Origin of the sequence: Enterococcus sp. 2201sp1_2201st1_C11_2201SCRN_220225, from assembly GCF_040925905.1 — a bacterium.
In the GTDB taxonomy this organism is placed as follows: Bacteria; Bacillota; Bacilli; order Lactobacillales; family Enterococcaceae; genus Enterococcus_C; species Enterococcus_C asini_A.
On record NZ_JBCOJC010000009.1, the window covers coordinates 36,397 to 57,812 of the forward strand.

Annotated in this window: 24 protein-coding genes; 3 read left to right on the plus strand and 21 right to left on the minus strand. The window is 40.4% G+C overall.

What is annotated here, in order from left to right:
• Window positions 1–9 precede the first annotated feature (9 nt).
• The 5 genes from AB5754_RS04120 to AB5754_RS04140 form a co-directional block, all read right to left on the minus strand.
• On the minus strand, window positions 10–231 hold the full coding sequence (locus tag AB5754_RS04120; RefSeq protein ID WP_368252265.1) for a YozE family protein: 222 nt from the start codon (window positions 229–231) through the stop codon (window positions 10–12).
• Complete coding sequence (gene msrA, locus AB5754_RS04125) at window positions 228–746, minus strand: peptide-methionine (S)-S-oxide reductase MsrA (RefSeq protein WP_368252264.1); 519 nt, start codon at window positions 744–746, stop codon at window positions 228–230. Before msrA ends, AB5754_RS04120 begins: the two co-directional genes overlap by 4 nt.
• 4 nt (window positions 747–750) lie before the next feature.
• Complete coding sequence (locus tag AB5754_RS04130) at window positions 751–1,407, minus strand: YpmS family protein (RefSeq protein ID WP_368252263.1); 657 nt, start codon at window positions 1,405–1,407, stop codon at window positions 751–753.
• Window positions 1,408–1,412: 5 nt separating this feature from the next.
• A complete protein-coding gene (locus AB5754_RS04135) occupies window positions 1,413–2,342 on the minus strand; it encodes an SGNH/GDSL hydrolase family protein (RefSeq protein ID WP_368252262.1) in 930 nt (309 codons plus the stop codon).
• A gap of 304 nt (window positions 2,343–2,646) precedes the next feature.
• Entirely contained in the window at window positions 2,647–3,489 is an 843-nt protein-coding gene (locus AB5754_RS04140; RefSeq protein WP_368252261.1) for a DegV family protein, read from the minus strand.
• A gap of 127 nt (window positions 3,490–3,616) precedes the next feature.
• Here AB5754_RS04140 and AB5754_RS04145 point away from each other — a divergent pair, with 127 nt between their 5' ends.
• Window positions 3,617–4,267 (plus strand): hemolysin III family protein, encoded by a 651-nt coding sequence (locus AB5754_RS04145; RefSeq protein ID WP_368252260.1) that lies wholly within the window; start codon window positions 3,617–3,619, stop codon window positions 4,265–4,267.
• A 98-nt stretch (window positions 4,268–4,365) separates the two neighbouring features.
• Here AB5754_RS04145 and AB5754_RS04150 read toward each other — a convergent pair whose 3' ends face one another.
• The 9 genes from AB5754_RS04150 to AB5754_RS04190 all read right to left on the minus strand — a co-directional run bounded on the left by AB5754_RS04150 (window position 4,366) and on the right by AB5754_RS04190 (window position 13,742).
• Window positions 4,366–4,860 carry a dihydrofolate reductase gene (locus tag AB5754_RS04150; RefSeq protein WP_311833290.1) on the minus strand — a complete coding sequence of 165 codons (495 nt, stop codon included), beginning with the start codon at window positions 4,858–4,860 and terminating at the stop codon, window positions 4,366–4,368.
• Between the two features lie 12 nt (window positions 4,861–4,872).
• On the minus strand, window positions 4,873–5,820 hold the full coding sequence (locus AB5754_RS04155) for a thymidylate synthase (RefSeq protein ID WP_311833289.1): 948 nt from the start codon (window positions 5,818–5,820) through the stop codon (window positions 4,873–4,875).
• A gap of 21 nt (window positions 5,821–5,841) precedes the next feature.
• A complete protein-coding gene (locus AB5754_RS04160; protein ID WP_368252259.1) occupies window positions 5,842–7,743 on the minus strand; it encodes an ABC-F family ATP-binding cassette domain-containing protein in 1,902 nt (633 codons plus the stop codon).
• 132 nt (window positions 7,744–7,875) lie between these two features.
• Entirely contained in the window at window positions 7,876–9,996 is a 2,121-nt protein-coding gene (locus AB5754_RS04165) for a peptidoglycan D,D-transpeptidase FtsI family protein (RefSeq protein WP_368252258.1), read from the minus strand.
• A 293-nt stretch (window positions 9,997–10,289) separates the two neighbouring features.
• Window positions 10,290–11,528, minus strand: a complete 1,239-nt coding sequence (locus AB5754_RS04170; protein ID WP_368252257.1) for an LCP family protein — start codon at window positions 11,526–11,528, stop codon at window positions 10,290–10,292.
• A gap of 222 nt (window positions 11,529–11,750) precedes the next feature.
• The gene (locus tag AB5754_RS04175; RefSeq protein WP_010753946.1) at window positions 11,751–11,951 is read right to left on the minus strand and encodes a cold-shock protein; all 201 of its coding nucleotides are present in this window, start codon (window positions 11,949–11,951) and stop codon (window positions 11,751–11,753) included.
• A gap of 78 nt (window positions 11,952–12,029) precedes the next feature.
• Entirely contained in the window at window positions 12,030–12,518 is a 489-nt protein-coding gene (locus tag AB5754_RS04180; RefSeq protein WP_368252256.1) for a GNAT family N-acetyltransferase, read from the minus strand.
• A gap of 75 nt (window positions 12,519–12,593) precedes the next feature.
• Window positions 12,594–13,193 (minus strand): superoxide dismutase, encoded by a 600-nt coding sequence (locus tag AB5754_RS04185; RefSeq protein WP_311833283.1) that lies wholly within the window; start codon window positions 13,191–13,193, stop codon window positions 12,594–12,596.
• A 117-nt stretch (window positions 13,194–13,310) separates the two neighbouring features.
• Window positions 13,311–13,742, minus strand: coding sequence for a GtrA family protein (locus tag AB5754_RS04190; protein ID WP_368259475.1), 432 nt, complete (start codon window positions 13,740–13,742; stop codon window positions 13,311–13,313).
• A gap of 184 nt (window positions 13,743–13,926) precedes the next feature.
• Here AB5754_RS04190 and AB5754_RS04195 point away from each other — a divergent pair, with 184 nt between their 5' ends.
• The gene (locus tag AB5754_RS04195) at window positions 13,927–14,739 is read left to right on the plus strand and encodes a DUF1189 domain-containing protein (RefSeq protein WP_368252376.1); all 813 of its coding nucleotides are present in this window, start codon (window positions 13,927–13,929) and stop codon (window positions 14,737–14,739) included.
• A gap of 83 nt (window positions 14,740–14,822) precedes the next feature.
• Complete coding sequence (locus tag AB5754_RS04200; protein ID WP_368252377.1) at window positions 14,823–15,767, plus strand: NAD(P)-dependent oxidoreductase; 945 nt, start codon at window positions 14,823–14,825, stop codon at window positions 15,765–15,767.
• A gap of 352 nt (window positions 15,768–16,119) precedes the next feature.
• Here AB5754_RS04200 and AB5754_RS04205 read toward each other — a convergent pair whose 3' ends face one another.
• The 7 genes from AB5754_RS04205 to greA all read right to left on the minus strand — a co-directional run bounded on the left by AB5754_RS04205 (window position 16,120) and on the right by greA (window position 21,353).
• Entirely contained in the window at window positions 16,120–17,061 is a 942-nt protein-coding gene (locus AB5754_RS04205) for a glycosyltransferase family 2 protein (RefSeq protein WP_311833279.1), read from the minus strand.
• A 127-nt stretch (window positions 17,062–17,188) separates the two neighbouring features.
• Entirely contained in the window at window positions 17,189–17,500 is a 312-nt protein-coding gene (locus AB5754_RS04210; protein WP_368252378.1) for a HesB/YadR/YfhF family protein, read from the minus strand.
• A gap of 12 nt (window positions 17,501–17,512) precedes the next feature.
• On the minus strand, window positions 17,513–18,178 hold the full coding sequence (locus tag AB5754_RS04215) for a TrkA family potassium uptake protein (protein ID WP_311833277.1): 666 nt from the start codon (window positions 18,176–18,178) through the stop codon (window positions 17,513–17,515).
• Window positions 18,179–18,278: 100 nt separating this feature from the next.
• Window positions 18,279–18,908: a response regulator transcription factor gene (locus AB5754_RS04220; RefSeq protein WP_311833276.1), complete on the minus strand. Its 630-nt coding sequence runs from the start codon at window positions 18,906–18,908 to the stop codon at window positions 18,279–18,281.
• Entirely contained in the window at window positions 18,905–19,999 is a 1,095-nt protein-coding gene (locus AB5754_RS04225) for a sensor histidine kinase (protein WP_368252379.1), read from the minus strand. Before AB5754_RS04225 ends, AB5754_RS04220 begins: the two co-directional genes overlap by 4 nt.
• The gene (liaF, locus tag AB5754_RS04230) at window positions 19,996–20,718 is read right to left on the minus strand and encodes a cell wall-active antibiotics response protein LiaF (protein WP_368252380.1); all 723 of its coding nucleotides are present in this window, start codon (window positions 20,716–20,718) and stop codon (window positions 19,996–19,998) included. The genes AB5754_RS04225 and liaF overlap by 4 nt, the downstream gene beginning before the upstream one ends.
• Before the next feature lie 155 nt (window positions 20,719–20,873).
• Entirely contained in the window at window positions 20,874–21,353 is a 480-nt protein-coding gene (gene greA, locus AB5754_RS04235) for a transcription elongation factor GreA (protein WP_311833273.1), read from the minus strand.
• Window positions 21,354–21,416: the final 63 nt, after the last annotated feature.

The window sequence follows — 21,416 nt, forward strand, 5'->3', positions numbered from 1 at the left end:
CTGCTTTTCTTATTTATTATTTTCCAAATAGTTTGCCCAGATACGGTCAAAAATATCCATAGAAGGCAAGTAATCCACATTCATTTCCAAATAAGAAGAAATCTCATGATAATCCTCACTGTGTTTTGGAAATTGAATGTCATGACTGGCATGAGTGGCAAAAATTTGGGCTTCATCTTGGTGACTAGGCCCTTTTACGGCTTGTAAATACTGATAAAAACTCTTTCTCATGCTTGCTCCTCCCAATGCTCTTTCATAAAAGCCGCTCTTCTTGCGTGATTGCGGGCAAAATTTTCTGGATGTTTTCGATAGTAATCTTGGTGGTAGTCTTCTGTAGGATAAAACGTCTGGGCTGGCTCAATCGTAGTCACAATCGGTTGATCAAAACGACCACTGCGAGCCAATTTTTCCCGATTTTCTTGGGCCAATTTTCTTTGTTCTTCATTTAAGTAAAAAATCACCGGGCGATAATTGTCCCCTCGATCTTGAAACTGGCCAAAAGCATCAGTAGGATCTGTCTGTTGCCAATAAATGGCTAATAAATCTTCATAACTCATTACTTCTGGATCGTAAATTATTTCTACGGCTTCTGTATGCCCTGTAGTATGAGTGAGGACTTGTTCATAAGTGGGATTTTTGGTATGTCCTCCCGTATAGCCAGAAACGATTGAAAAAACACCGGGATGTTCATCAAAAGGTTGAACCATACACCAAAAACAGCCTCCAGCAAAAATTGCACGTTCCATATCGTCACTCTTCTTTCTTTGTATCTGTGTTTTTGTCTTTGGGCAAGTATAAACTAAATTGAATCTCATCGTCCAATAGATTAATTCGGTTTGCTTTCATAAACAAACCATTGGCCATTTGAAACTTGTCCAAGCGAATCATAATATTTTGTTCCTCACTGTTGACTTCAATCCACTGAGGGAATTTGAAATTGCGTTTAACCATTTTCATCACTTCACTGACTGGCAGATTCAAGGTTCCCACTGATAAACTTTTGGCCCGCAGTTGCACATTGCCATTTTCCATGACAAAGGGATCAAAATACAAATAGAAAGTTACCGGGAAAGTTAAAATCTCAAATTCACCGGTCAGCATGGCCTCATTTTCTAAAGCAAAATGGTATTGAATGTCCCCATTGTCCAAATATTCTTCCAAGTAATAATCAATCATTTGGTTGACTTTTTCTTTATTAGTATTAATGCTTAAAATCGGATCCCCTTCTCGCTCCACACTAGGGGCCGCTTTGTAATTTGGCTCGCGAATTGCCAAAACACGACTCGCTAAAAAGACACCACTGCCGAGAAGGAAAGCTACTAAAAGAAAAAAGGCTGCTTTCCAAGGATTGATGTGGCTCAGCTTCTTTTTAATTAAGACAGAAAATTTTTCGTTGCTTTTCTTCATTGTCCTCAGTCCTTTTCTAGCCAATCTGCTTGGGTTTTAATCAGTTCATCTCGCACTGCATTGGCCATTAACTGATAACCAATATTATTCGGATGAAACTTATCTTCTTCATATAAGACATTGTTGTCTACTTGGTTTAACCCGATCTCTGCACTAGTGGTGGTATCACTTGTCTCCGTGTCTTCACTACTGTCTAGGGTGAAGTCACTTTCCACGCCGACTTTTTGATCCAAACCTTGATACAAAAGGTCATTAATCGGAATAAAATAAGCCTTGTCAAAAGTTGCCACTATTTCTTTAGTGGCATCATTCCAATGATCCACAATGGTCTGCATGTCTTCAATATCAGGGAAATTTAAATAAAAAGGATTATAAATCCCCAGTAGATAAATCGGCGCTTTTGGATTTAATTCCCGAATTTCCGTTAATAATGTGTCAATCCGCTTTTGGTATTTCTTTTGAGGCTTGTTAAATTTCTTAACCGTTAAGGAGAAAAAGTTATCTTGAAAAACTTTCATCAAATCGTTGCCCCCTACTGTCACAGAGATAAAATCAGCAGAGTTCAGGCTTTTTTGTAAGTCCGTATCCTTTTGCACTCGTTTTAAAATTTGATCGCTGCGATCTCCTGCAACACCATAGTTATCCACTTCAATGCTGCTTAAGTTGTACCGCTCTTGAATGTCCTCGGCTACAATAGGCACAAATCCTCCCCGTTTGCTTTGATCTCCCACACCTTCTGTTAAAGAATCTCCTAGAGCTACATAATGAACGTGTTTCACCTGATCATCTTTGGTATCAGTAGCCAGCGGTTCTAAAATCGGTTGAGCCGCCGGAAAGAACTGATTTAAGGAAACATACACTAATAAGACGGCAATGAAAAATACCAATGCTTGCCACAGCCAAGTAAAGAGTTGTTTTCTGCTTAGTTTCTTCATAAGTCCCCTCCTTAGCTCGTCCTTTGTTTTCTTTAGTGTATCAAAAAATAACGAACTTTTGTTTCCTTTTTTGAAAATCTAAAGAAATAAGGAATACTTTTTCTCTGAAAATACAAAACCCGTTAAAACTGAGCGTTGCAGCTAAACTAGTGAAGGCCCAACCCTAATAAAGATTCATTGCAGACTGAGCATTATGGAATTGTTGCTTTTGAAAATTTTACACTATCTTAGCCCACGCTTAGTCCACGAAAAAACCGAAGCACTCTGCCTCGGTTTTCTTCAAAATTGGGTTTTAACTACTGTTTTAGTCCCGGTAATAGGTAATGGCAAAGGCCCCTTTACCAGTATGAGTAGCGATAATCGGCGTAGTTTGCAATACCGGAATGTGCATTTCTGGAAACATCGCTTCTAATTCATCCCGAAACCACTCTGCCAACTCCAATGCATCGGCATGGGAAATTCCGATTTGTTTGACATCCGATAGTTTAGCAAGCTCGTCCTTAAAACTTTTAAACCAATTGTTAAAAGTTTTATTGCCCCGGCCTTTGACTACTGGAATTAACTCAGAATGATCAAAATCCATCACGATACGCATATTCAAGAAGCTAGAAAGTAAGCCCGTAGCACGGCTGATTCGGCCACCTTTGACTAAATTGTTCAATGAAGACAAGCCAATAAAGAGTTTGGTGTTGTCTTTAATTTCTTCAAGTTTCGCCAAAATTTCTGGTAGTTTGGCACCTTCTAAGGCCATTTCAGCTGCTCGAATCACTTGGAAAGACAATGCTTGGTCGGTGCTATCGCTATCAATAATGGTTACATCGGTCTTACTTAAATTACTAGCTTGGCGAGCCGCTTCCACGGTACCACTTAAGCCCTTGGTCATATGGATGGAAATTACTTGGCTGCCATCTTTCCCCAACTCATCATACAGCTCAACAAATTCCCCAATGGGCGGTTGGCTGGTTTTAGGCAATTCCTTCGCTTGAGCCATCATGCTCATAAAGCGTTCCCCGGACAAGTCATCATCGTCTCGGTACAAAACGCCGTCGATCATCACCGACAAAGGTACTACATGGATATGCAAACGATCACGGACTTCTCTTTCCATGGTGCAGGAGGAATCCGTAACAATTTTGATTGTTGTCATCTTACTCACTCTTCCTTTAAAAAAGCCCCCGAATAGTGTAGAATGCGGGTAGCAGGTTGATGTTGATATATTTCAGTATAACAGAGTGTTTGCCTTTTCACCAACCAAAAAAATGGAGGTTGATTCAATGGAAAAGACTTATTCCCGCAAATATCAAATCGTCAATGAAGTCTTAAACGCGGTGACCCATGGCATTGGCTTTGGCTTAAGTGTTGCCGGTTTGGTGATTTTATTAGTAAAAGGAGCTAGACTCGGTTCGGCGATCCATGTCGTCTCCTACGCCGTTTATGGTTCCATGATGATTTTGTTATTTCTATTTTCTACCTTGTTTCACAGTTTAATTTTTACTAAAGCCAAAAAAGTCTTTCAAGTATTTGATCATGATTCAATCTTTTTGTTAATTGCCGGTAGCTATACCCCTTATTGTCTTTTAAGTGTCAAAGGCTGGCTTGGTTGGACACTGTTCGGCGCAATTTGGGCCATGGCTGTGGGTGGGATTGTCTACAAGTCAATTACTTTACACAAAAAAGAAACCGTCTCAAAGATTTCCACGGCTATTTATATTTTTATGGGCTGGCTGTGTTTAGCCGCCGGACCGAGCCTTTACGCTTCATTGGGTACTACTGGCTTTTGGCTTTTAGTGGCTGGTGGCGTGGCTTATACCCTAGGAGCCGTGATTTACAGCTTTAAGAATATTCCCTTTAACCATGTCGTCTGGCACCTGTTTGTGATGTTAGGAGCTGGGCTAATGTACTTTTCGATTTTATTGTATACGTGAGGAATTAAAAAAACTGTCCGGCGAGTTATTTTCGCCGGACAGTTTTTTAACTAAGATAGCCTAAGGAAGTTTGGCTTTACGAACTTGTTTAGCCTTTTTTATTTTCGCACCCAAGTTTCAAAGCGATGAGGGTAATGATTTTTTTCATCCACGATGCCCTCTTTCGTTTCCTTAAGCTTAAAAGGCGTAAAATCCAATTGGGGAAAATTAGTATCGCCGGTAAAATTCCCTTTAATTACCGTGCGTAAAAGCATGTCATAATGACCTTCAAATGCTTGGTAAACTTTCGCTCCGCCGGCAATATAGACATCGGTTGTCGCCGTTTTAACAAATTCTAGCACTTCTGCTACGTCATGCATTACCAGTACGTTTTCATCTGCCACTTGATAATTTTTATCACTGGTTAAAACAATGGTTTGGCGTTTTGGCAAAGGCCGACTGCCCATGCCTTCAAAAGATTTACGCCCCATCACAATGGTTTTTCCTAGCGTCTGTCCCTTAAAAAATTGCAAATCCGCCGGTAAATGCCAAGGTAAGTGCCCTTTTTGCCCGATGAGACCTGCTTCATCTTGAGCCCAAATCCCAATCAACATCCTACTTTCCTCCTATACCGCAATCGGTGCTTTAATGCTTGGATAAGGATCATAGCCTTCGATTGTAATATCTTCCATTTCAAAATCAAAAACTGACTGCTTTTCTGGATTTAAAATTAATTTTGGCAAAGGGCGTGGCTTGCGACTCAGCTGTTCTTCCATTTGTTCCACATGGTTGTTGTATAAATGGGCATCTCCTAGTGTATGGATAAATTCCCCTACTTCAAGTCCGGTTTCATGGGCAATTAAATGGGTTAACAAAGCATAGCTGGCAATATTAAATGGTACGCCTAAAAAGACGTCGCCGCTTCGTTGATACAGCTGACAAGACAATTTGCCATCATTCACATAAAATTGGAACATGGTGTGACAAGGAGGCAATGCCATACTTGGCACATCTTCTGGATTCCAAGCAGAGACAATTAAACGCCGAGAGTCTGGAGTGGTTTTAATCATGTCAATGACTTCTTTGATTTGATCAATAAAACCGCCCTCTTTGGTTTCCCAATGACGCCATTGGTAGCCATAAATATGACCTAAGTCTCCAAATTCTTTGGCAAAAGCATCGTCTTCTAAAATCCGCTGGCAAAAGGCTTTACTTTCAGCTTGGTACTGTTCATTAAAGGCTGGGTCCACCAAAGAGCGGCGACCAAAATCGGTCATATCAACTCCTGTATAGGCTGAACTTTTAGTATAGCGTTCAAAAGCCCATTCATCCCAAATATGATTGTTGTGTTCTAACAAATAACGAATATTGGTATCTCCTTTTAAAAACCAAAGCAATTCGCTTTTAATCAAACCAAAGGGCACTCGTTTAGTAGTTAATAACGGAAAACCTTGAGAGAGATCAAAACGCATTTGATAGCCGAAGATACTGCGAGTCCCGGTTCCTGTGCGATCTCCTTTGACATGGCCTTCTGCTAACAGTTTAGCTCCTAAATCCAAGTATGCTTGTTCCATTATCTTACTTCCCTTCTTTTACTAGTCTTCTGCAAACTCGCTTAAATATTCCCAGCGATTCATTTTCTCTTCTAATTGTGCTTCCACATCACCCAGTTGATTTTGTAATTCTTGCAACTTGGCAAAATCAGAGCCTTGTTTGTTCATCCCCGCTGTTAAGCTTTCCACCTGTTCTTCTAATGTGGCAATCTCATCTTCAATAGTAGCCCATTCTTTTTGTTCTAAATAAGTCAACTTTTGCTTAGGTTTAGTAACTTTTTTGGCAACAGGAATATCACTCACCCCAGCAGGCTTTTCGGCAGGCTTTGATGTTTGTTCGGCATTTTTTTTATCCAAATAATCCATAATCGAACCAAAATACCTTTCGATTTTTCCTTGGCCTTCAAAGATTAACAGTTTTTCCGCTACTTTATCTAAAAAGTAACGATCATGGCTGACGGTGATTACAGCTCCGGGGAAGCTTTGCAAATAGTCTTCCAAAACGGTCAATGTGGCAATATCCAAATCATTGGTGGGTTCATCTAATAATAAGACATTTGGCTGACTGATTAACAGTTTCAATAGGAATAATCGCCGCCGTTCGCCACCGGAAAGCTTGCTAATTAAACTGCCATGGGTATGTCGCGGAAATAAAAAGCGCTCCAACAATTCCGCCACCGAAATACTGGTACCATCTTTTTGCTTGGCTTCTTCCGCCACTTCTTGCAAGTAGCTAATCACCCGCTGATCTTCTTTAATTGGTTCGGTTACTTGGGTATAATAGGCAATCCGCACCGTTTCTCCCACAATGAGTGTCCCGGCATTTAAAGGCAAGACACCAGCCAAAATATTCAGTAAAGTGGATTTTCCCGCACCGTTTTCTCCGGTAATCCCGATACGATCCCGGGCTTGAACCAAAAGATTAAAGTCTTGTAAGATCACTTTTTCTTCAAAGGCATAATCGCCTTCTTTAATTTCTAGTACTTGTTTACCTAAGCGTTTGGTAGTTAATTCCATGGCGACTTGCTCATCAGTTTGCACTTGATGTAAATTCGCTTCTAAGTCTTCAAAACGTTGAATGCGGGCTTGTTGCTTTGTCGTTCGAGCTTTAGCCCCAGCACGCATCCATGCGAGTTCTTGCTTGTAGAGTTGTTGGCGTTTTTCTTCTTGTTGTACCGCTTGTCGTTCTCGTTCGGCTTTAGCCACCACATAGTCTTCATAGTTGCCCTTGTATTCAATCAACTGCCCATGGGACAGTTCAAAAATACGATTGGTCACCCGGTCAAGAAAATAGCGATCGTGGGTAACCATTAACAAAGCGCCACGGTATTGACGCAAGTACCCTTCTAACCATTGAATGGCTTGATAATCTAAATGGTTGGTCGGTTCATCTAAAAGCAATAAATCCGGTTCTTGAATCAAAACTTGCGCCATTCCCACTCGCTTCTTTTGACCACCGGAGAGTTCTTTAATTTGTTGATCCATTTGACTGATGCCTAATTTTTGCAAAATCGTCTTAGCATTCGTATCCAACAGCCATGCATCTTGTTCATTCATCGCTTCTTCAGCTTTAGTGTAATTCTGTTGAACTTTTGGATCATCCCCATTAGCTGCCAAAGCGATTAGGGCTTGTTCATAGCGACGCACCGTTTGAATCAAGGGTGCATCCCCTTGAAAAACACTTTCCAAAACAGTCAACTCACCAGAAAATTCTGTTTCTTGAGTCAAATAACCGATCTGATAGTCGCCGGCTTTTTGGATAGGACTCCTATCCCCATCCCCGCTATCAAAACCGGCTAATATTTTCAATAAACTGGTTTTCCCAGTACCATTAACCCCGATTAAACCGATTCGATCTTTTTCATGAATCAAAAAGGAGATGTCTTGAAAAAGGGTCTTTTCCCCATAGGTTTTGGTCAGTCCAGTAACTTTCAATTCCTGCATTTCGTCTTCCATCCTTTTTTATTCGCTTTGGCTATTGTACCACAGAGGCAAAGGGGAAACACATAGTTTTTGCTTCAAACTCCTTCATTAAAGCATAAAAGAAACCGGACAAAAAATTGTCCGGTTTCTTTCTTAGTTTGCCATATAAGTATCATAGTAGGCATCCATGATTTCTTTGGCGATGTCGTTGTTCACATGGGCGTCGTCATCTTTTAAGAATGGCAAAACCACACTGACCGCCACTTCCGGAGATTCCACTGGCCCATAGGCTACGATGTTACTATTAATCGTAGTTTCGCCATACGCACTGGTTTCTGCCGTCCCGGTTTTAGCTGCTAAGGTCATTTTCGCTGAAGCCAGTTTCGTAGCAGTGGTATAAGCTTCCGTACCGTGAACTGCGTCATAGAATCCATCTTGAATAATCTTCAACTGTCCTTCATCCAAGTTCACAGTGCCTTGTACAGTAGGTTCAATGGCTTTAATCAAAGAGCCTAGGTTTCCTTGCTCATCGTTGCCATAAATGCCACTGACTACGTGAGGTTGCACCTTTTTGCCACCATTGGCAATGGTTGATACATATTGCGCCAACTGAATCGGTGTATAAGTATCAAACTGACCGAAAGCCTCGTCTAAGATTTTCCCACCATCTTCAACAGGATCTAAATCATTGACTGCTGTTTGAATCCCTGCTGTTTCATTAGGCAAATCGATACCGGTTTTTTGCCCTAATCCAAATTCCGCCATGGCATTTCGCAACTCGGCATAAATCGGTCCTTGTTGGTCAGTGCTCATAATCGTCATATTGTTTGAATAAGTGGTATTCATCATCTTTAAAACAACCTGCACCATATAGGAGTTGGAAGATAGTTCCAACGCTTTTTGGGCGCTTAAGTTGCGGTTACCAGAGCCATCTTTATTAAAAATAGAGGCTTTTACTGGTGTTCCTTGAATATACAAAGGCTGGTCATACAAAACTTCATTGCCGTTTAATGCACCGGTTTGCCAACCAGCTGCCAAAGTTCCCGCTTTCACTACTGATCCGGGGACAAAAGCTGCCGTGATGTTTCCTAGGGCATTTTCTTGTAATTCTTTAGAGTCTTTTTCATGGGAATACCCCGCCATGGATAAAACAGCGCCCGTATTGGGATTCATCACCACCGCATAAACCCCAGGAGACAATGCTGCTTTGCCATTTTCAATTAGGGGTTGATAATTTCGTTGTAAGATTTCTTCTACTTTTTTCTGGAAATCCGTATTAATAGTTAAGACTAAGTTGTCCCCCTTCGCTCCGGCAAAGGTTTCTTTTTGGGAAGAGACATTGCCATTGCGGTCCAATGTGACTTCTGACTGAGACTTCGTACCTTGTAAGACTTCTTCATATTGTTTTTCTAAATAACTAGTACCCACGCGATCATTGCTGGCATAGCCTTTAGCCAAATATTCTTCGGCATCTTCTTTTTGCAAGCCGTTGGTGGAGACTGTCCCTAAAATGCTCTTAATAGAACTTTCAGCACTGTATTCTCGAGACCAGTCTGTTCCTGTGGAGACGCCAGCTAATTCTGCTGAATGTTCAGCCACAGTAGCTAGTTCTTCATCCGTTACCCCGCTATTTTTAATAAAGACGGTATTTAACGAGGTGGCGCCGTTCATGGTAGTGAAAATAGCTGTTTCTTTTAATGCTTCTTCATCAAAATTCAATTCTTCGTCTTTGACTTGGGCTAAAACTAAACTGTATTCTTGACTGCTGTCATCTGCAATGGTTTTTAAATCTTCATCACTTAAACGCTCATAGGCTTTTTTGAAATTGTCCTCATCTGCTAGCCAAAAGTCGGCTTTGTCCCGTTTTCCTAGTTCTGAATCTCTTAATTTATCTGGCACCTCCACGGTAATGAGCTGGTTTAACTTCACAGCTAAATCCCGCAAATCTTGAGCAGTCATTTGATTGCCTCGAGTAAAGGTGATGGCTGCGTTGGCTTTATTGGAGACTAAGGCTTTCCCACTGGCATCGTAAATTACCCCTCGGGGACTGGAATTGCTGACTTTAATAGTGGAAGATTCCTTTAATTGACTGCTAATTTTATCTCCGTTGACAATTTGCAGATGGCCTAATTGACCAATTAATGCAATAAACAAAGCAAAAATAATAAAGAATAAAAAATTCAAACGGAAGGGAATATGAGAGTGTCCGCTACTTGTGGGCTGCTCTTTTCCTGTGTCATTTTTTCCTAAAAATGTAAATCGATTCTTTTTCATGGCCATTTCCTTCCAAACAGAGTTTCTTCGTACCATTCTATCAAAGTTCCCCATTTCGCGCAGTAAAAATCCCCATCTATAGAAATTCTTTTAAACTTTCTACCACTTGTTTCACAAAAAGGATGAGAAATCTCATCTAAACAAATTTCAATTGATGTATTTCCCGTTTTCATCTCGTTTCCATTTTAATATTCTGTGAAACATCTTTTGAACAAACAAAAATTGTGGACAACTTTCTGTGGAGAACCTTGACCATAGAAAAAAGACAGGCTTTACGCACTGTCTTTTTGTCTTTAATAGCCACCATTGTATCCTTCACTGTAGCCTTGATTATAGTCTTGGGTTCCTTGATCTTGGGAGTAATCTTCTGTATAGCCAGCACCTTGGGAATAATCTTGATTGTAATTTGCATCATAGTCCCCATTGTAATCCCCAGTTCCCGTATCGTCGCTATAGGTTGAGTAGCCGTCTGTGGTACTTGCGGAACTGTCATAATAATCCATATATCCCGTATCTTCATTGTAAAACATATAATCGCCATATCCAGAAGTGTACTGATCTCCTGTTGGTAAAGTATCACTAGTCGCTAGGCCTAATTGTTCTTTCAAAGTGTTTTGCGTTTCTAATAAACTAGAAGCACTTAAGAACTGGTAATAAATTTCATTGTAAAGCTGACCTTCCCCTTGTAACTGCAAGGACTCTACGTTTTTCAGCGCACTTTGGTACCCATTGGCCACATCAAGCATATCATTCCAAGTTAAGTCAGTCTTGGTATTTTTTTCAACGGCTTTTAAAATCTTTTGGTAATTGGTCACTGTATCCAATGACATCACTTTATTGATTACTTTTTCGATAACTTCTCGTTGACGCTTTTGACGCCCAATGTCTCCATCTGGATCTCCCATGCCAGTGGCTTCATCGTATTTTCTAAAACGAGCATAAGCCAACCCTTTTTCACCATCTAAGGTATAATCCGTATCCGCTTGTAGTTCCACACCGTCTAACTCAAAATGGTATTGGTTGTGGACTTTAATGCCTCCCACTGCATCAATCAAATCACTCAAACCTTGCATGTTAATGGTGACATAGTGATCTAACGGAATATCCAGTAAGTTTTCCACGGAATCCATGGCCATCTCAACTCCACCATAGGCATAGGCATGATTTAGCTTATCCATGGTATCTCCTTGATAACCCACAATCTTCGTATAAATATCCCGATCCAAACTCAACATGGTTGTTTGTTTTTTGGTAGGATTCACGGTAACCACAATCATCGTATCCGAACGCCCTTGTTCCGTCCGTCCCATGGCCCCTGTATCAAGCCCTAACAGCAGAATAGAAAAAGGATCTGTGGCATCCATATTCACAGCGGTTTCTCGTTTTGTGGAATCCCGATCCACTTTTTCCACGATATTATCAAAGGTGGAGTTCGTATCTTTATAGACTTTCAAGCCATAAATGGTAACTCCGGCAACCAAAAGGGTTACAATCCCCATGATTCCAATGATGATTTTTTGCCATATACGCATAGGACACCTCATCTATCTTATTAATAAATTATCTGAATAACGTTTAAATTTTGCCACACTTCTGCCTTGTCAGCAATTAGTACTGGGTTTTATTACAGAATCTTAACAGTTTTGACACAGGAATGAAACAGAAGTAGGGCACACCTGTTCTATCTTCAAAAAAAGAGAGGAAACTTGGTAAAGTTCCCTCTCCAGCTGATTGCCGAATTATTCAACCTGTGATTATAATTTCGTCACTTCAGCAGCTTGTGGTCCCCGTTCGCCTTCAACGATTGTGAATTCTACGTCTTGACCTTCTTCAAGAGATTTGAAGCCATCACCTTGGATTGCTGAGAAATGTACGAATACATCGTCGCCCCCATCAGTTGTGATAAAACCAAACCCTTTTTCGTTGTTGAACCATTTCACTTTTCCGTGTTCCATGTGCGTGTAGCCTCCAAAAAAATAATGTCCGATTTTCACCGGTACCATTATTATATCGAATCTTGGAAGCGATGACAATCATTTTTCTAAAACATAGTCATTCATCACTAAGCCCGGAGCAATGGCTATTTCAAGGCTATCCATAATTTGAAATCCTTGATGTTTATAAATATTAATGGCGCTTTGATTGTTTTGATTGACCCGCAGTTGTTGCCTGCGCTGCGTCTTTTGTGCCAAATCATCATACCAGGAAAAAAGAAAACGCATCTGTCCTTGTCCTCGTAAACTTTTATGCAAATAGAGTTTACTAATATACAAAATACCAGGTTTTTCCAGTGAATAAGCCGTATAGCCTACCGATTTTCCTTCCCGGTTTTCCAAAACAAAATACGCTACGCCAGCGTTGATTTCTCCCCAAATCGCGACTGATGATTGGTACTCAGCAAGCATCCGTGTCACATTTTCTGCCCCAATCATCTCTGTGAACACTTCTTGCCAAATTTCTTTTACTAACGGATAAAGCCTCTCGACTTCAGCCTTTGTGGTCACTGGCACTCGCTTTAACATAACTTTCATCCCCCAAAAACAAAAGTGGTAGAAAACAATTGTTTTCCACCACTTTATTTTAGCTGATTTTACTCGTTAAGCAAAGTGTTCGTTGACTTTATCCCAGTTTACTAAGTTCCAGAAAGCTTCGATATAGTCTGGACGTACATTTTTATATTTCAAGTAATACGCGTGTTCCCAAACGTCTAAACCTAAAATTGGTTTCTTGCCTTCCATTAATGGTGAGTCTTGGTTGGCAGTAGACATGATTGCCAATTTGTCGCCATCTTTTACCAGCCAAGCCCAGCCAGAGCCAAAGCGACCGGTCGCTGCGGTTTTGAATTCAGCTTTCATGGAATCAAAATCACCAAAGGCTGCGTCAATGGCTTCTTTGACTGCTCCAGTCGGTGCCCCACCTGCATTAGGTGCTAAAATTTCCCAGAAGAAAGAATGGTTGGCATGGCCGCCACCGTTGTTGCGCACCGCGGTTTTAATATCTTCTGGCACACTGTCAAGGTCAGCAATTAATGCTTCCACTGATTTATCCCCTAACTCTGGGTGTTTTTCAATGGCTGCGTTTAAGTTTGACACATAGGTTGCATGATGCTTGTCATGATGCAAATGCATGGTTTCTGTATCAAAATATGGTTCTAGGGCATCATAAGCATAAGGTAGATCTGGTACTGAATAAGTCATGGAAATCCCTCCGAAAAGTTTATTTTCACTACAAGTAAACAGTATCAAAGAAAAAGGCTTTCATCAAAGGATATGCTTACGAGCAAATCCTTTGACAATTCCGCTAAAGAATGTTTATTACTCTTTTTTATCACCGGTGAAAATCAACCATTTGCTAAAGAGATAATTAGCGATGACGACCATTACTTGACTGATGATTTTTGCTAGTAGATCTCCTGAGTGAAATCCTTGCACCAATAACAACACGACTCCCATGTCTAACAAATAAGAAAGAATACGATAAAAGAAAAATTTCCCTAATTCAATAAGATAAGCAGAAGCACCGCTAGTTTTTGAGGCAAAAACCCAACGTTTATTGGTGACAAAGGCAAAGAGTACCGACAAGAACCAAGCTAAAGAATTTGCTACTACTAAATCCCAGTTTAAAATACGACGAGTGAAAAAAAAGACGACTAAATTTACTAACGTGGTCAGTCCACCAAAAAATAAATAAGTAAAGACTTCCCACAAATTTTTTGCGATTAAAAAGCCTTGAATCTTTTTAAACAAACTCTTTCCTCCTTACATTTAGCAACAATCTTACTTTACCTGATATTTTCTTCATTGAATAGTCATCAAAAAGCTTTCTTTAATCGGTTGTATTTCTCAAATCCCTTCGCTACAATAGAGTGAACAACAATCATGGCAAAAGATGCCTTGTTTGTAAACTATTCTAGTTAGGAGTTCAACCAATATGACCTTGCGTCACTTATTTATTGCATCTCTCACTCGTTTTAGCGAGTTAAAAAATGCCCGCCAAATTTCCTTTGGCAAAACCGTGCTTTACTTGCTTTTTTTGAGTTTGATTATGGCGATTCCCTTTAGTGTCCAAGTTTGGCAAGCCTTTCAAGGGTTACAGGCAGACACTCAGAAAATCGCTGCTAAAATTCCTGATTTCACAATTGTAAATGGTAAGCTGACCACTGAAGATACAGAAGGCTTTATTTATCAGACGAATTCGATTATCTTCACCTTTGACCCAGAAGGCAAACGGGGCGTAAAAGATGTAGTAAATGACCAAATGGGTAATTTTTTAAGCATCGGGCTCTTGCCAGAAGAAGTCGTCTTTGCGATTCCCTCTTCTAATGTGAGCACTCAACTATTAGGCAGCAATCAAGTGGAAATTAACTATACCCAAGGCCTGTCTTCTTTAGACGGCGCCCATATCCGAGAGTATTTAGCAGAAAGTCAAATTCCTTGGTGGGTTCTTCTCATCAGCTTATTGGTTTCAATCTATCCTGCATTAATCAACTTACTGATGACCTTAGTAATTGCCACTTTTGGTGGTGTGGTGATGAATAGTTTACGCCGAGTTTCCTTAAGTTATTTTGAAACTTTAAAAATCATCACCTTTGCGGCTACATTACCAGTGATTTTAGCTGCGGTAATTTCTCTAGTTGCACCAAGTTTTGATGTGTCTGTCTTTGTCATCTTAGCCAGTCTCTTCATCTTTAGCCAAGCAACTAAAGATTTGCCAAAACGTTCGACACCACAAAAACCTCAATGATAAATCAGACATTTTCCGTTTGAGAAAATGTCTTTTTTTGGCTTCCTTTGGTACACTGAAGAAAAATGAGAAGAGGAGAAGTTATGACAAATTATATTTTATCCCAACGCGACTTTAGACCTGATTTATTGGAAAAAATCAAAGAAATAGCACCAAATTATCGTTTTGAAACTGATGCCAGTAAAGTAGACTGGCAAAAGGTAAAAATTACCATCGGATGGCAAAAAGACTGGCAGCCTCTTCTTGAAAAAAATCAGAACCTAGCTTGGATTCAATCCCTTTCTGCCGGGGTGGACACACTGCCCCTTGATACCTTTCAAAAACGAGGAATTTTACTCAGTAACGCCAGTGGTATTCACACTCGCTCCATTACAGAACATCTCCTAGCCTGCCTTTTAATGGATGTGCGGGACTTTCCCAAAGCCATTTACAACCAGCAAAAACAAATTTGGGATAAAAGCAACCTACATTACGGCTATCTTAATGAACAAAAAATTGTAATCGTGGGCACTGGTCAAATTGGGCAAACTCTGGCTTACAGCCTAGAAAGTTTAGGCGCTCAGGCTGTGGGTATTAATACGAGCGGTCATTCCGTAAACAACTTTGCCAAAACAGCTAGCATTGATCACTTGGCCCGGGAAGTTGCGGATGCCGACTATGTGATCAATATTTTACCCTTAACTGAAAAGACCTATCATTTATACAATCATGATTTTTTTGCGGTAATGAATTCTAAGGCGGCTTTTTTGAATGTCGGACGCGGTGCTAGCGTGGAAACTGCTGCTTTAACCGAGGCCTTGCAAAACGGTCAAATTCGTCAAGCTTATTTGGATGTCTTAGAAGAGGAACCTTTAGCCTCCAATCATCCTTTATGGACCATGGAAAACTGTTTCATCACACCTCATATTGCGGGGATGACACCTCATTTTCAAAATGCTTTTATGGATATTTTTCTAGCCAACTTGGAAAGCTTTGTGAAAGATGGCAGTCTGGTCAAAAACCAAGTGAAACTGTCAGCTGGTTACTAAATTACGCCTAGTCATCGTCAATAAAAGAGGGATGTGACATAAGTAACTAATAAACAAAAAATAGCGAACGTTTTGATTTTAAGTCAAATAAATGTACGTTTGAAAATTAATCGTGAAGAAGTTGTGTTTCAGTCCGTAGAAGAAACATTACCATACGTGTTCAGAGAAAAAGTGAATTACGGTGACTTAGCTTGATGAAATTAAGGTTAGTCACCGTTTGAAATTTTTAGAAATGAAAAGACGAGACTCTTCCTATGTTCCTTCATGAAAGAGTCTCGTCTTTTGCTTTCGTCTCACGTATAGTAATGTTCGGTTTGGAGGACTGGAATACGACTTTTGTCACAGCCCTCTTTTATTTGCAATCATGTATATCCTCTTCTGTCTCTTTCACTAAATACAAAGGTCTTTTTTTGGTTTCCATAAAAATTTTGCCGATGTATTTCCCAATAATGCCCAAACACAAAAGCTGTAGTCCGCCTACAAAGAGCATGATGGACACCATCGAAGGCCAACCACTAGTCTGATCGCCGAATAACAATGCTCGCACTACGATAAATAACAACGCAATCCCTGAACCGACACAAGACAAAGCCCCTACAATGGAGGCAAGGTTTAAAGGCGCTTCAGAGAAATTCACGATACCATCGATAGAATAACGAAACAAACTCCAAAAAGACCAAGAAGTTTCTCCAGCAACCCGCTCACGATTTTCAAATTCTAAATATTTCGTTTTAAAACCTACCCAACTAAAAATCCCCTTCGAAAAACGATTGTACTCTGTTAATTCTAAAATGGCATCCACCATTTGTCTGGTCATTAAGCGAAAATCCCGGGCCCCGTCCACCATTTCTGTTTGCCCAATTTTATTTACTAAGCGATAAAAAAGCTTGGCAAATAAACTGCGGATGGCGGGTTCTCCTTCACGATTAATCCGGCGTGTGCCAATGCAATCATAGTCCTTTGTTTTTAATAGCCGTAGCATCTCTGGTAAGAGTTCTGGGGGATCTTGCAAGTCAGCATCCATCACCGTGATAAACTCTCCTCTGGCCGCTTTTAAGCCGGCATACAAAGCAGCTTCTTTGCCAAAATTCCGTGAAAAAGAAATAAAACGAACTTTATCAGGGTATTGATGATATAAATTTTTCATCACTTGTAACGTCTGATCTTTAGAACCATCGTTAATAAATATGTATTCTAACCTTTGTTGCATCTCTTGATTAACCTGTTCCACCGCCTCAACAAATAAAGGCAGTGTCGCTTCCTCGTTGTAACAAGGAACAATTATTGATAGCATAGCGGATCTCTCCTTCTTGAAAATTATACCATAATTCAGCACCGCTAAATTGCTCCTCCTTTGAAATAAGGATGACTTAATCTAGAAGAAAGCTAGTTTGTAAAGAAACTTCAAAAAAAAAGAGGCTCTAAAGCCCCTTTTCTTCTCCATTTGGATTAAATTCATATTTAGGTTCATTTAAATTTTCATCAAAAGCCACCACTAAGTCATAACCTTTGAAAAACCAATCATCTGCTTCTTCGGCAAAGAATAAAATGCCCCCTTCATTGGTTTGAACAATGGGTTCATCTGGAGTGTCAATGGTCATCCCCACGGAAAAACCATCGTGAACTTGGGTCTTGCCATAAACTTTACCAAAAAAACGTACTCCTTGGCCTTCAGGAACTGTAACTTCTTCTTGAAACCAAGCCAAAGCTGCCGGTGTCACTGTGATTTTCATCAAATTGCCTCCCTAGTCATTCATCTTATTATCAAGAATATCCACGTCTTCTGTAGTTCCAATTACTAATAGATTATCATTTTTCCGGACAATTTCATCAGCGGTTGGGGATACCACCACCGGGCCACTAGAGCGACGAATGGCGACTACTGTTAAATTAAACCGTTGCCGGAAGTTTAATTCTAACAGTGTCTTATCAAAGAAGCGAGGATTTGAAACGCGAATTTCTGCCATGGAATAATCATCAGAAAGTTCCACATAATCCAAGATGTTTTTAGAAACTAAATTATGGGCGATGCGGACTCCCATATCCCGCTCTGGATGGACGACCCGATCGGCACCAATTTTTTCCAACACCCGCGCGTGATACTCATTTTGAGCTTTCGCTAAGACATCTGGCACTCCCATTTCTTTGACCATTAACGTCACCAAAATAGACGCCTGAATATCTTCCCCGATGGCTACAATCACATGGTCAAAATTGCGAATGCCCAATGATTTTAAAGTCATTTCATCTTGGGCATTGCCCACTACCGCGTGAGTAGCGATATTCATATATTCATTGACCCGATCTTCATTGTTATCAATGGCCAACACTTCTTGACCGGACTCAATCAGCGTACGACAAATGCTCCCACCAAAACGCCCTAACCCGATAATTGCATAGTTCTGTTTCATTTTCTTCTCCTTTACACAGCTTCACTTTAAAGCTTTCAAGCTGTATTTCTTGTCTTTAAGTATAGCAAAGACCTCGCCAATTGACTATTGGCGAGGTCTTTTATTTGGCTAGACCATGCTTAAACGCGTAAATCGCCGCTTGAGTACGGTCTTCTACTTCCAGCTTCGATAAAATATTGGACACATGGGTTTTAACGGTCTTTAACGTAATAAACAATTCATCAGCAATTTCTTGGTTGCTTTTGCCTTGCGCAATCAGCATTAAAATCTCGGCTTCTCGTTTGGTCAAATCCTCATGTAAAACTTGATAACGTCCCGTCATCTTATCCATCATTTTCGTGGTCACTTCCGGTTCTAAAACCCGTTCTCCCCGTTGCGTGGCCCGAATGGCATCGGCAATTTCATGAGCTGTAGAAGTCTTTAATAAATAACCTGCTGCCCCAGCTTCAATAGCCGGGTAGACTTTTTCATCATCAATAAAACTGGTGACAATTAAAATCTTCGCTTCTGGCCAATCCCGCAAAATGAGCTGGGTGGACTCAATGCCGTCCATTTCTTCCATGACCAAATCCATTAAAATCACATCTGGCCGCAAATCCAACGCCTTTTCATAGCCAATACGGCCATTTTCAGCTTCTCCTACTACTTCGATATCCTCTTGAATGGAAAGGTAGGAAGATACTCCTAGCCGCACCATTTCATGGTCATCTACCAACAATACCCGAATCATCCAACCACTCCTTTAGCATTTTTTTCCGGTGCCTTAATCAAAGGAACTTTAATCTCAATACTGGTTCCTTGCCCTTTAAAACTGATAATTTTCACGGTGCCCCCTACTGCTGCAATCCGTTCTCTAATATTCATTAAACCATAACTCCCGGCTTTTGGCTGACTAGTGTCAAACCCCACACCGTCATCAATCACCCGCAATAGAACATTTTGATCAATTTCATGTAAGTACACTTCTAGCTCCTTGGCCTTAGCATGACGCAAAGTGTTGGACAATAGCTCTTGCACAACCCGAAAAAGCTGGTCTTCAATGGCTGTAGCCAGACTGACATCTTCCACGTCCCATTTCAAATCAATCTTAATCTTAGACTGCAATTCCTTTAATAATTGCTCGATTCCTTGGCGCAGACTCTTTCCTTCTAAGCTCACCGGTCTTAAATGCAAAAGCAGAGCCCGCATTTCCGATTGAGAGGCATTAATAATATCAGTTACCATTACCAATTGTTTTTGTTGCGCTTCCGGCACTTGGTCTTTTTTCGCTTTTTCCGTAATCGCTGAAAGCATCATCATCGCCGCAAAAAGCTGTTGGGAAACCGAATCATGGAGTTCTCGAGCTAAACGGTGGCGTTCTATTTCCAAAATTTCTTCTTTGGTCTGCCCATCTAAAAGCCGCGGTTGATTGTTTAATGTTTGTAAGTCAGCAGAAATTTCTTGCATTTTCCCCGCAATGCTTTGTAAATCCTTATCGATCCGAGTCACATAATGATTTTCTGCAGAATGAGGAATCGCCTTAGTGACAATTGGACTATCATAATTCCCACTTGCCATCACCCGTAGTTTTTCCTCAATTTCGCCATACAAACTCCGACGAAACAAAGAAATCAAAAAGAAAGCCAGCAGTCCAAAACCTACCGCGATCACGAAAAGATACAAAATCACCGGGATGAAAAAAATCCGCGTTTCAAATAAGACCTTCCACCAATTGGGGATTTTTTTGGCATGAAGGAAAGAAAACATCACCAAAATTAACGTTAAAAAAGCGGTAATCCCCACATAAAAAGACAACATCCCTTTGGAAAGTTTGGCAATCATATGCGAATCACCTCCACATCCCCTAAAAAGGTACTTGTAATGATTTTGATTCGCCGAGGATTATCATCATAATCTTCGCTATAAACTTTTAAAGACTCATTTCGAAGGGTATTTTGTTCTCCTTCAAAGATTAAATCACCCGCAAAAGTAGCGTGTTCTACCATAATCCCTACGCCTAATGGTACTAAAATCCGCGTTCGGCCCACGCCTTTTCGTACCAGTACCACATTGTCTCGTTTTGGTAAAATGGTGTTACCTAAATCAATAATCGTATCTCCAGAAATCGAGAGTAGATTAATATCATCCCATTCAAACACTTGATTGCCAATCCGTTCATTACCAAATAAAGATTGCTTCACTTTCGTACCACTGTGTGCTTCTGGTTCTTGTCCTTCCACGATGGTAATCTGTTTCTTTTTCCAAAAAGCATTTTTCGAAGGATCAATTCCCGAAACCTCGATACCCTTTAAGCCCACAAAAACAATGGCAAAAATCAGCATCAACCATAATGCGGGACTGGAAACCAAGCTAATAAAGATACTGACACCGCCGATGATATACCAAAAGCCATTATGTTTACGCCGTTTGAGCCCAATGTACAAACACAAAATACCAAAGACTAGTAATATAATTAACTGGGGACTGCTGATAATCTGATAAACTGCCCATAAAAGCAACAATGCTTCTCCTACAAAGAAAAAACGCCATGGATTTTGCACAGCAATCACCTCCTACTCATTTTTATCTTATCATATCGAATCCTAAGGGAAAATCCATCGGTCTTAAGATTGAATTTCCCTTTTTAATAAAAGACACAAAAAAGCTGTGACCCGCAGCCGTTCTTGCCACAGCGGGTCACAGCCCAAATTTTATTTTAGCTTGGGGATACTTGAGTGATTTTAACTGTCATGTCGCCACCAGGTGTAGCAATGATGACTTCATCATCCACCCGTTTGCCTAACAATGCTTGGGCAATTGGTGAATCATTGGAAATCTTGCCAGAAAATGGATCAGATTCCGCACTTCCGACGATGGTGTATTCTTCTTCGTCTCCGTCTGGCAATTCCACAAAGGTTACCGTCTTCCCAATGGAAACTTCATCTTTGTCTACCCCATTGTTATCAATGATTTGAGCAAAACGAATCATTGTTTCTAAGGTCGTGATTCGACCTTCTACAAAAGCTTGTTCATCTTTTGCTGATTCATACTCAGAGTTTTCGGAAAGATCGCCAAAGCCCCGAGCAATTTTAATCCGCTCAATGATTTCCCCGCGTTTAACAGTTTTTAATTCTTCAAGTTCCTGTTCAAGTTTTGCTTTTCCTTCAACAGTCATTGGATATACTTTTTCTACCATGTTAAAAATCTCCTTTATTTCCCTTACATTTGTCACGGATACCGGCTTTTCCCGGCATTATCT

Coding starts and splice junctions, on each gene's coding strand:
- AB5754_RS04120 (WP_368252265.1), bottom strand. CDS start 231: ATGAGAAAGAGTTTTTATCAGTATTTACAAGCCGTAAAAGGGCCTAGT.
- msrA (WP_368252264.1), bottom strand. CDS start 746: ATGGAACGTGCAATTTTTGCTGGAGGCTGTTTTTGGTGTATGGTTCAA.
- AB5754_RS04130 (WP_368252263.1), bottom strand. CDS start 1,407: ATGAAGAAAAGCAACGAAAAATTTTCTGTCTTAATTAAAAAGAAGCTG.
- AB5754_RS04135 (WP_368252262.1), bottom strand. CDS start 2,342: ATGAAGAAACTAAGCAGAAAACAACTCTTTACTTGGCTGTGGCAAGCA.
- AB5754_RS04140 (WP_368252261.1), bottom strand. CDS start 3,489: ATGACAACAATCAAAATTGTTACGGATTCCTCCTGCACCATGGAAAGA.
- AB5754_RS04145 (WP_368252260.1), top strand. CDS start 3,617: ATGGAAAAGACTTATTCCCGCAAATATCAAATCGTCAATGAAGTCTTA.
- AB5754_RS04150 (WP_311833290.1), bottom strand. CDS start 4,860: ATGTTGATTGGGATTTGGGCTCAAGATGAAGCAGGTCTCATCGGGCAA.
- AB5754_RS04155 (WP_311833289.1), bottom strand. CDS start 5,820: ATGGAACAAGCATACTTGGATTTAGGAGCTAAACTGTTAGCAGAAGGC.
- AB5754_RS04160 (WP_368252259.1), bottom strand. CDS start 7,743: ATGCAGGAATTGAAAGTTACTGGACTGACCAAAACCTATGGGGAAAAG.
- AB5754_RS04165 (WP_368252258.1), bottom strand. CDS start 9,996: ATGAAAAAGAATCGATTTACATTTTTAGGAAAAAATGACACAGGAAAA.
- AB5754_RS04170 (WP_368252257.1), bottom strand. CDS start 11,528: ATGCGTATATGGCAAAAAATCATCATTGGAATCATGGGGATTGTAACC.
- AB5754_RS04175 (WP_010753946.1), bottom strand. CDS start 11,951: ATGGAACACGGAAAAGTGAAATGGTTCAACAACGAAAAAGGGTTTGGT.
- AB5754_RS04180 (WP_368252256.1), bottom strand. CDS start 12,518: ATGTTAAAGCGAGTGCCAGTGACCACAAAGGCTGAAGTCGAGAGGCTT.
- AB5754_RS04185 (WP_311833283.1), bottom strand. CDS start 13,193: ATGACTTATTCAGTACCAGATCTACCTTATGCTTATGATGCCCTAGAA.
- AB5754_RS04195 (WP_368252376.1), top strand. CDS start 13,927: ATGACCTTGCGTCACTTATTTATTGCATCTCTCACTCGTTTTAGCGAG.
- AB5754_RS04200 (WP_368252377.1), top strand. CDS start 14,823: ATGACAAATTATATTTTATCCCAACGCGACTTTAGACCTGATTTATTG.
- AB5754_RS04205 (WP_311833279.1), bottom strand. CDS start 17,061: ATGCTATCAATAATTGTTCCTTGTTACAACGAGGAAGCGACACTGCCT.
- AB5754_RS04210 (WP_368252378.1), bottom strand. CDS start 17,500: ATGAAAATCACAGTGACACCGGCAGCTTTGGCTTGGTTTCAAGAAGAA.
- AB5754_RS04215 (WP_311833277.1), bottom strand. CDS start 18,178: ATGAAACAGAACTATGCAATTATCGGGTTAGGGCGTTTTGGTGGGAGC.
- AB5754_RS04220 (WP_311833276.1), bottom strand. CDS start 18,908: ATGATTCGGGTATTGTTGGTAGATGACCATGAAATGGTGCGGCTAGGA.
- AB5754_RS04225 (WP_368252379.1), bottom strand. CDS start 19,999: ATGATTGCCAAACTTTCCAAAGGGATGTTGTCTTTTTATGTGGGGATT.
- greA (WP_311833273.1), bottom strand. CDS start 21,353: ATGGTAGAAAAAGTATATCCAATGACTGTTGAAGGAAAAGCAAAACTT.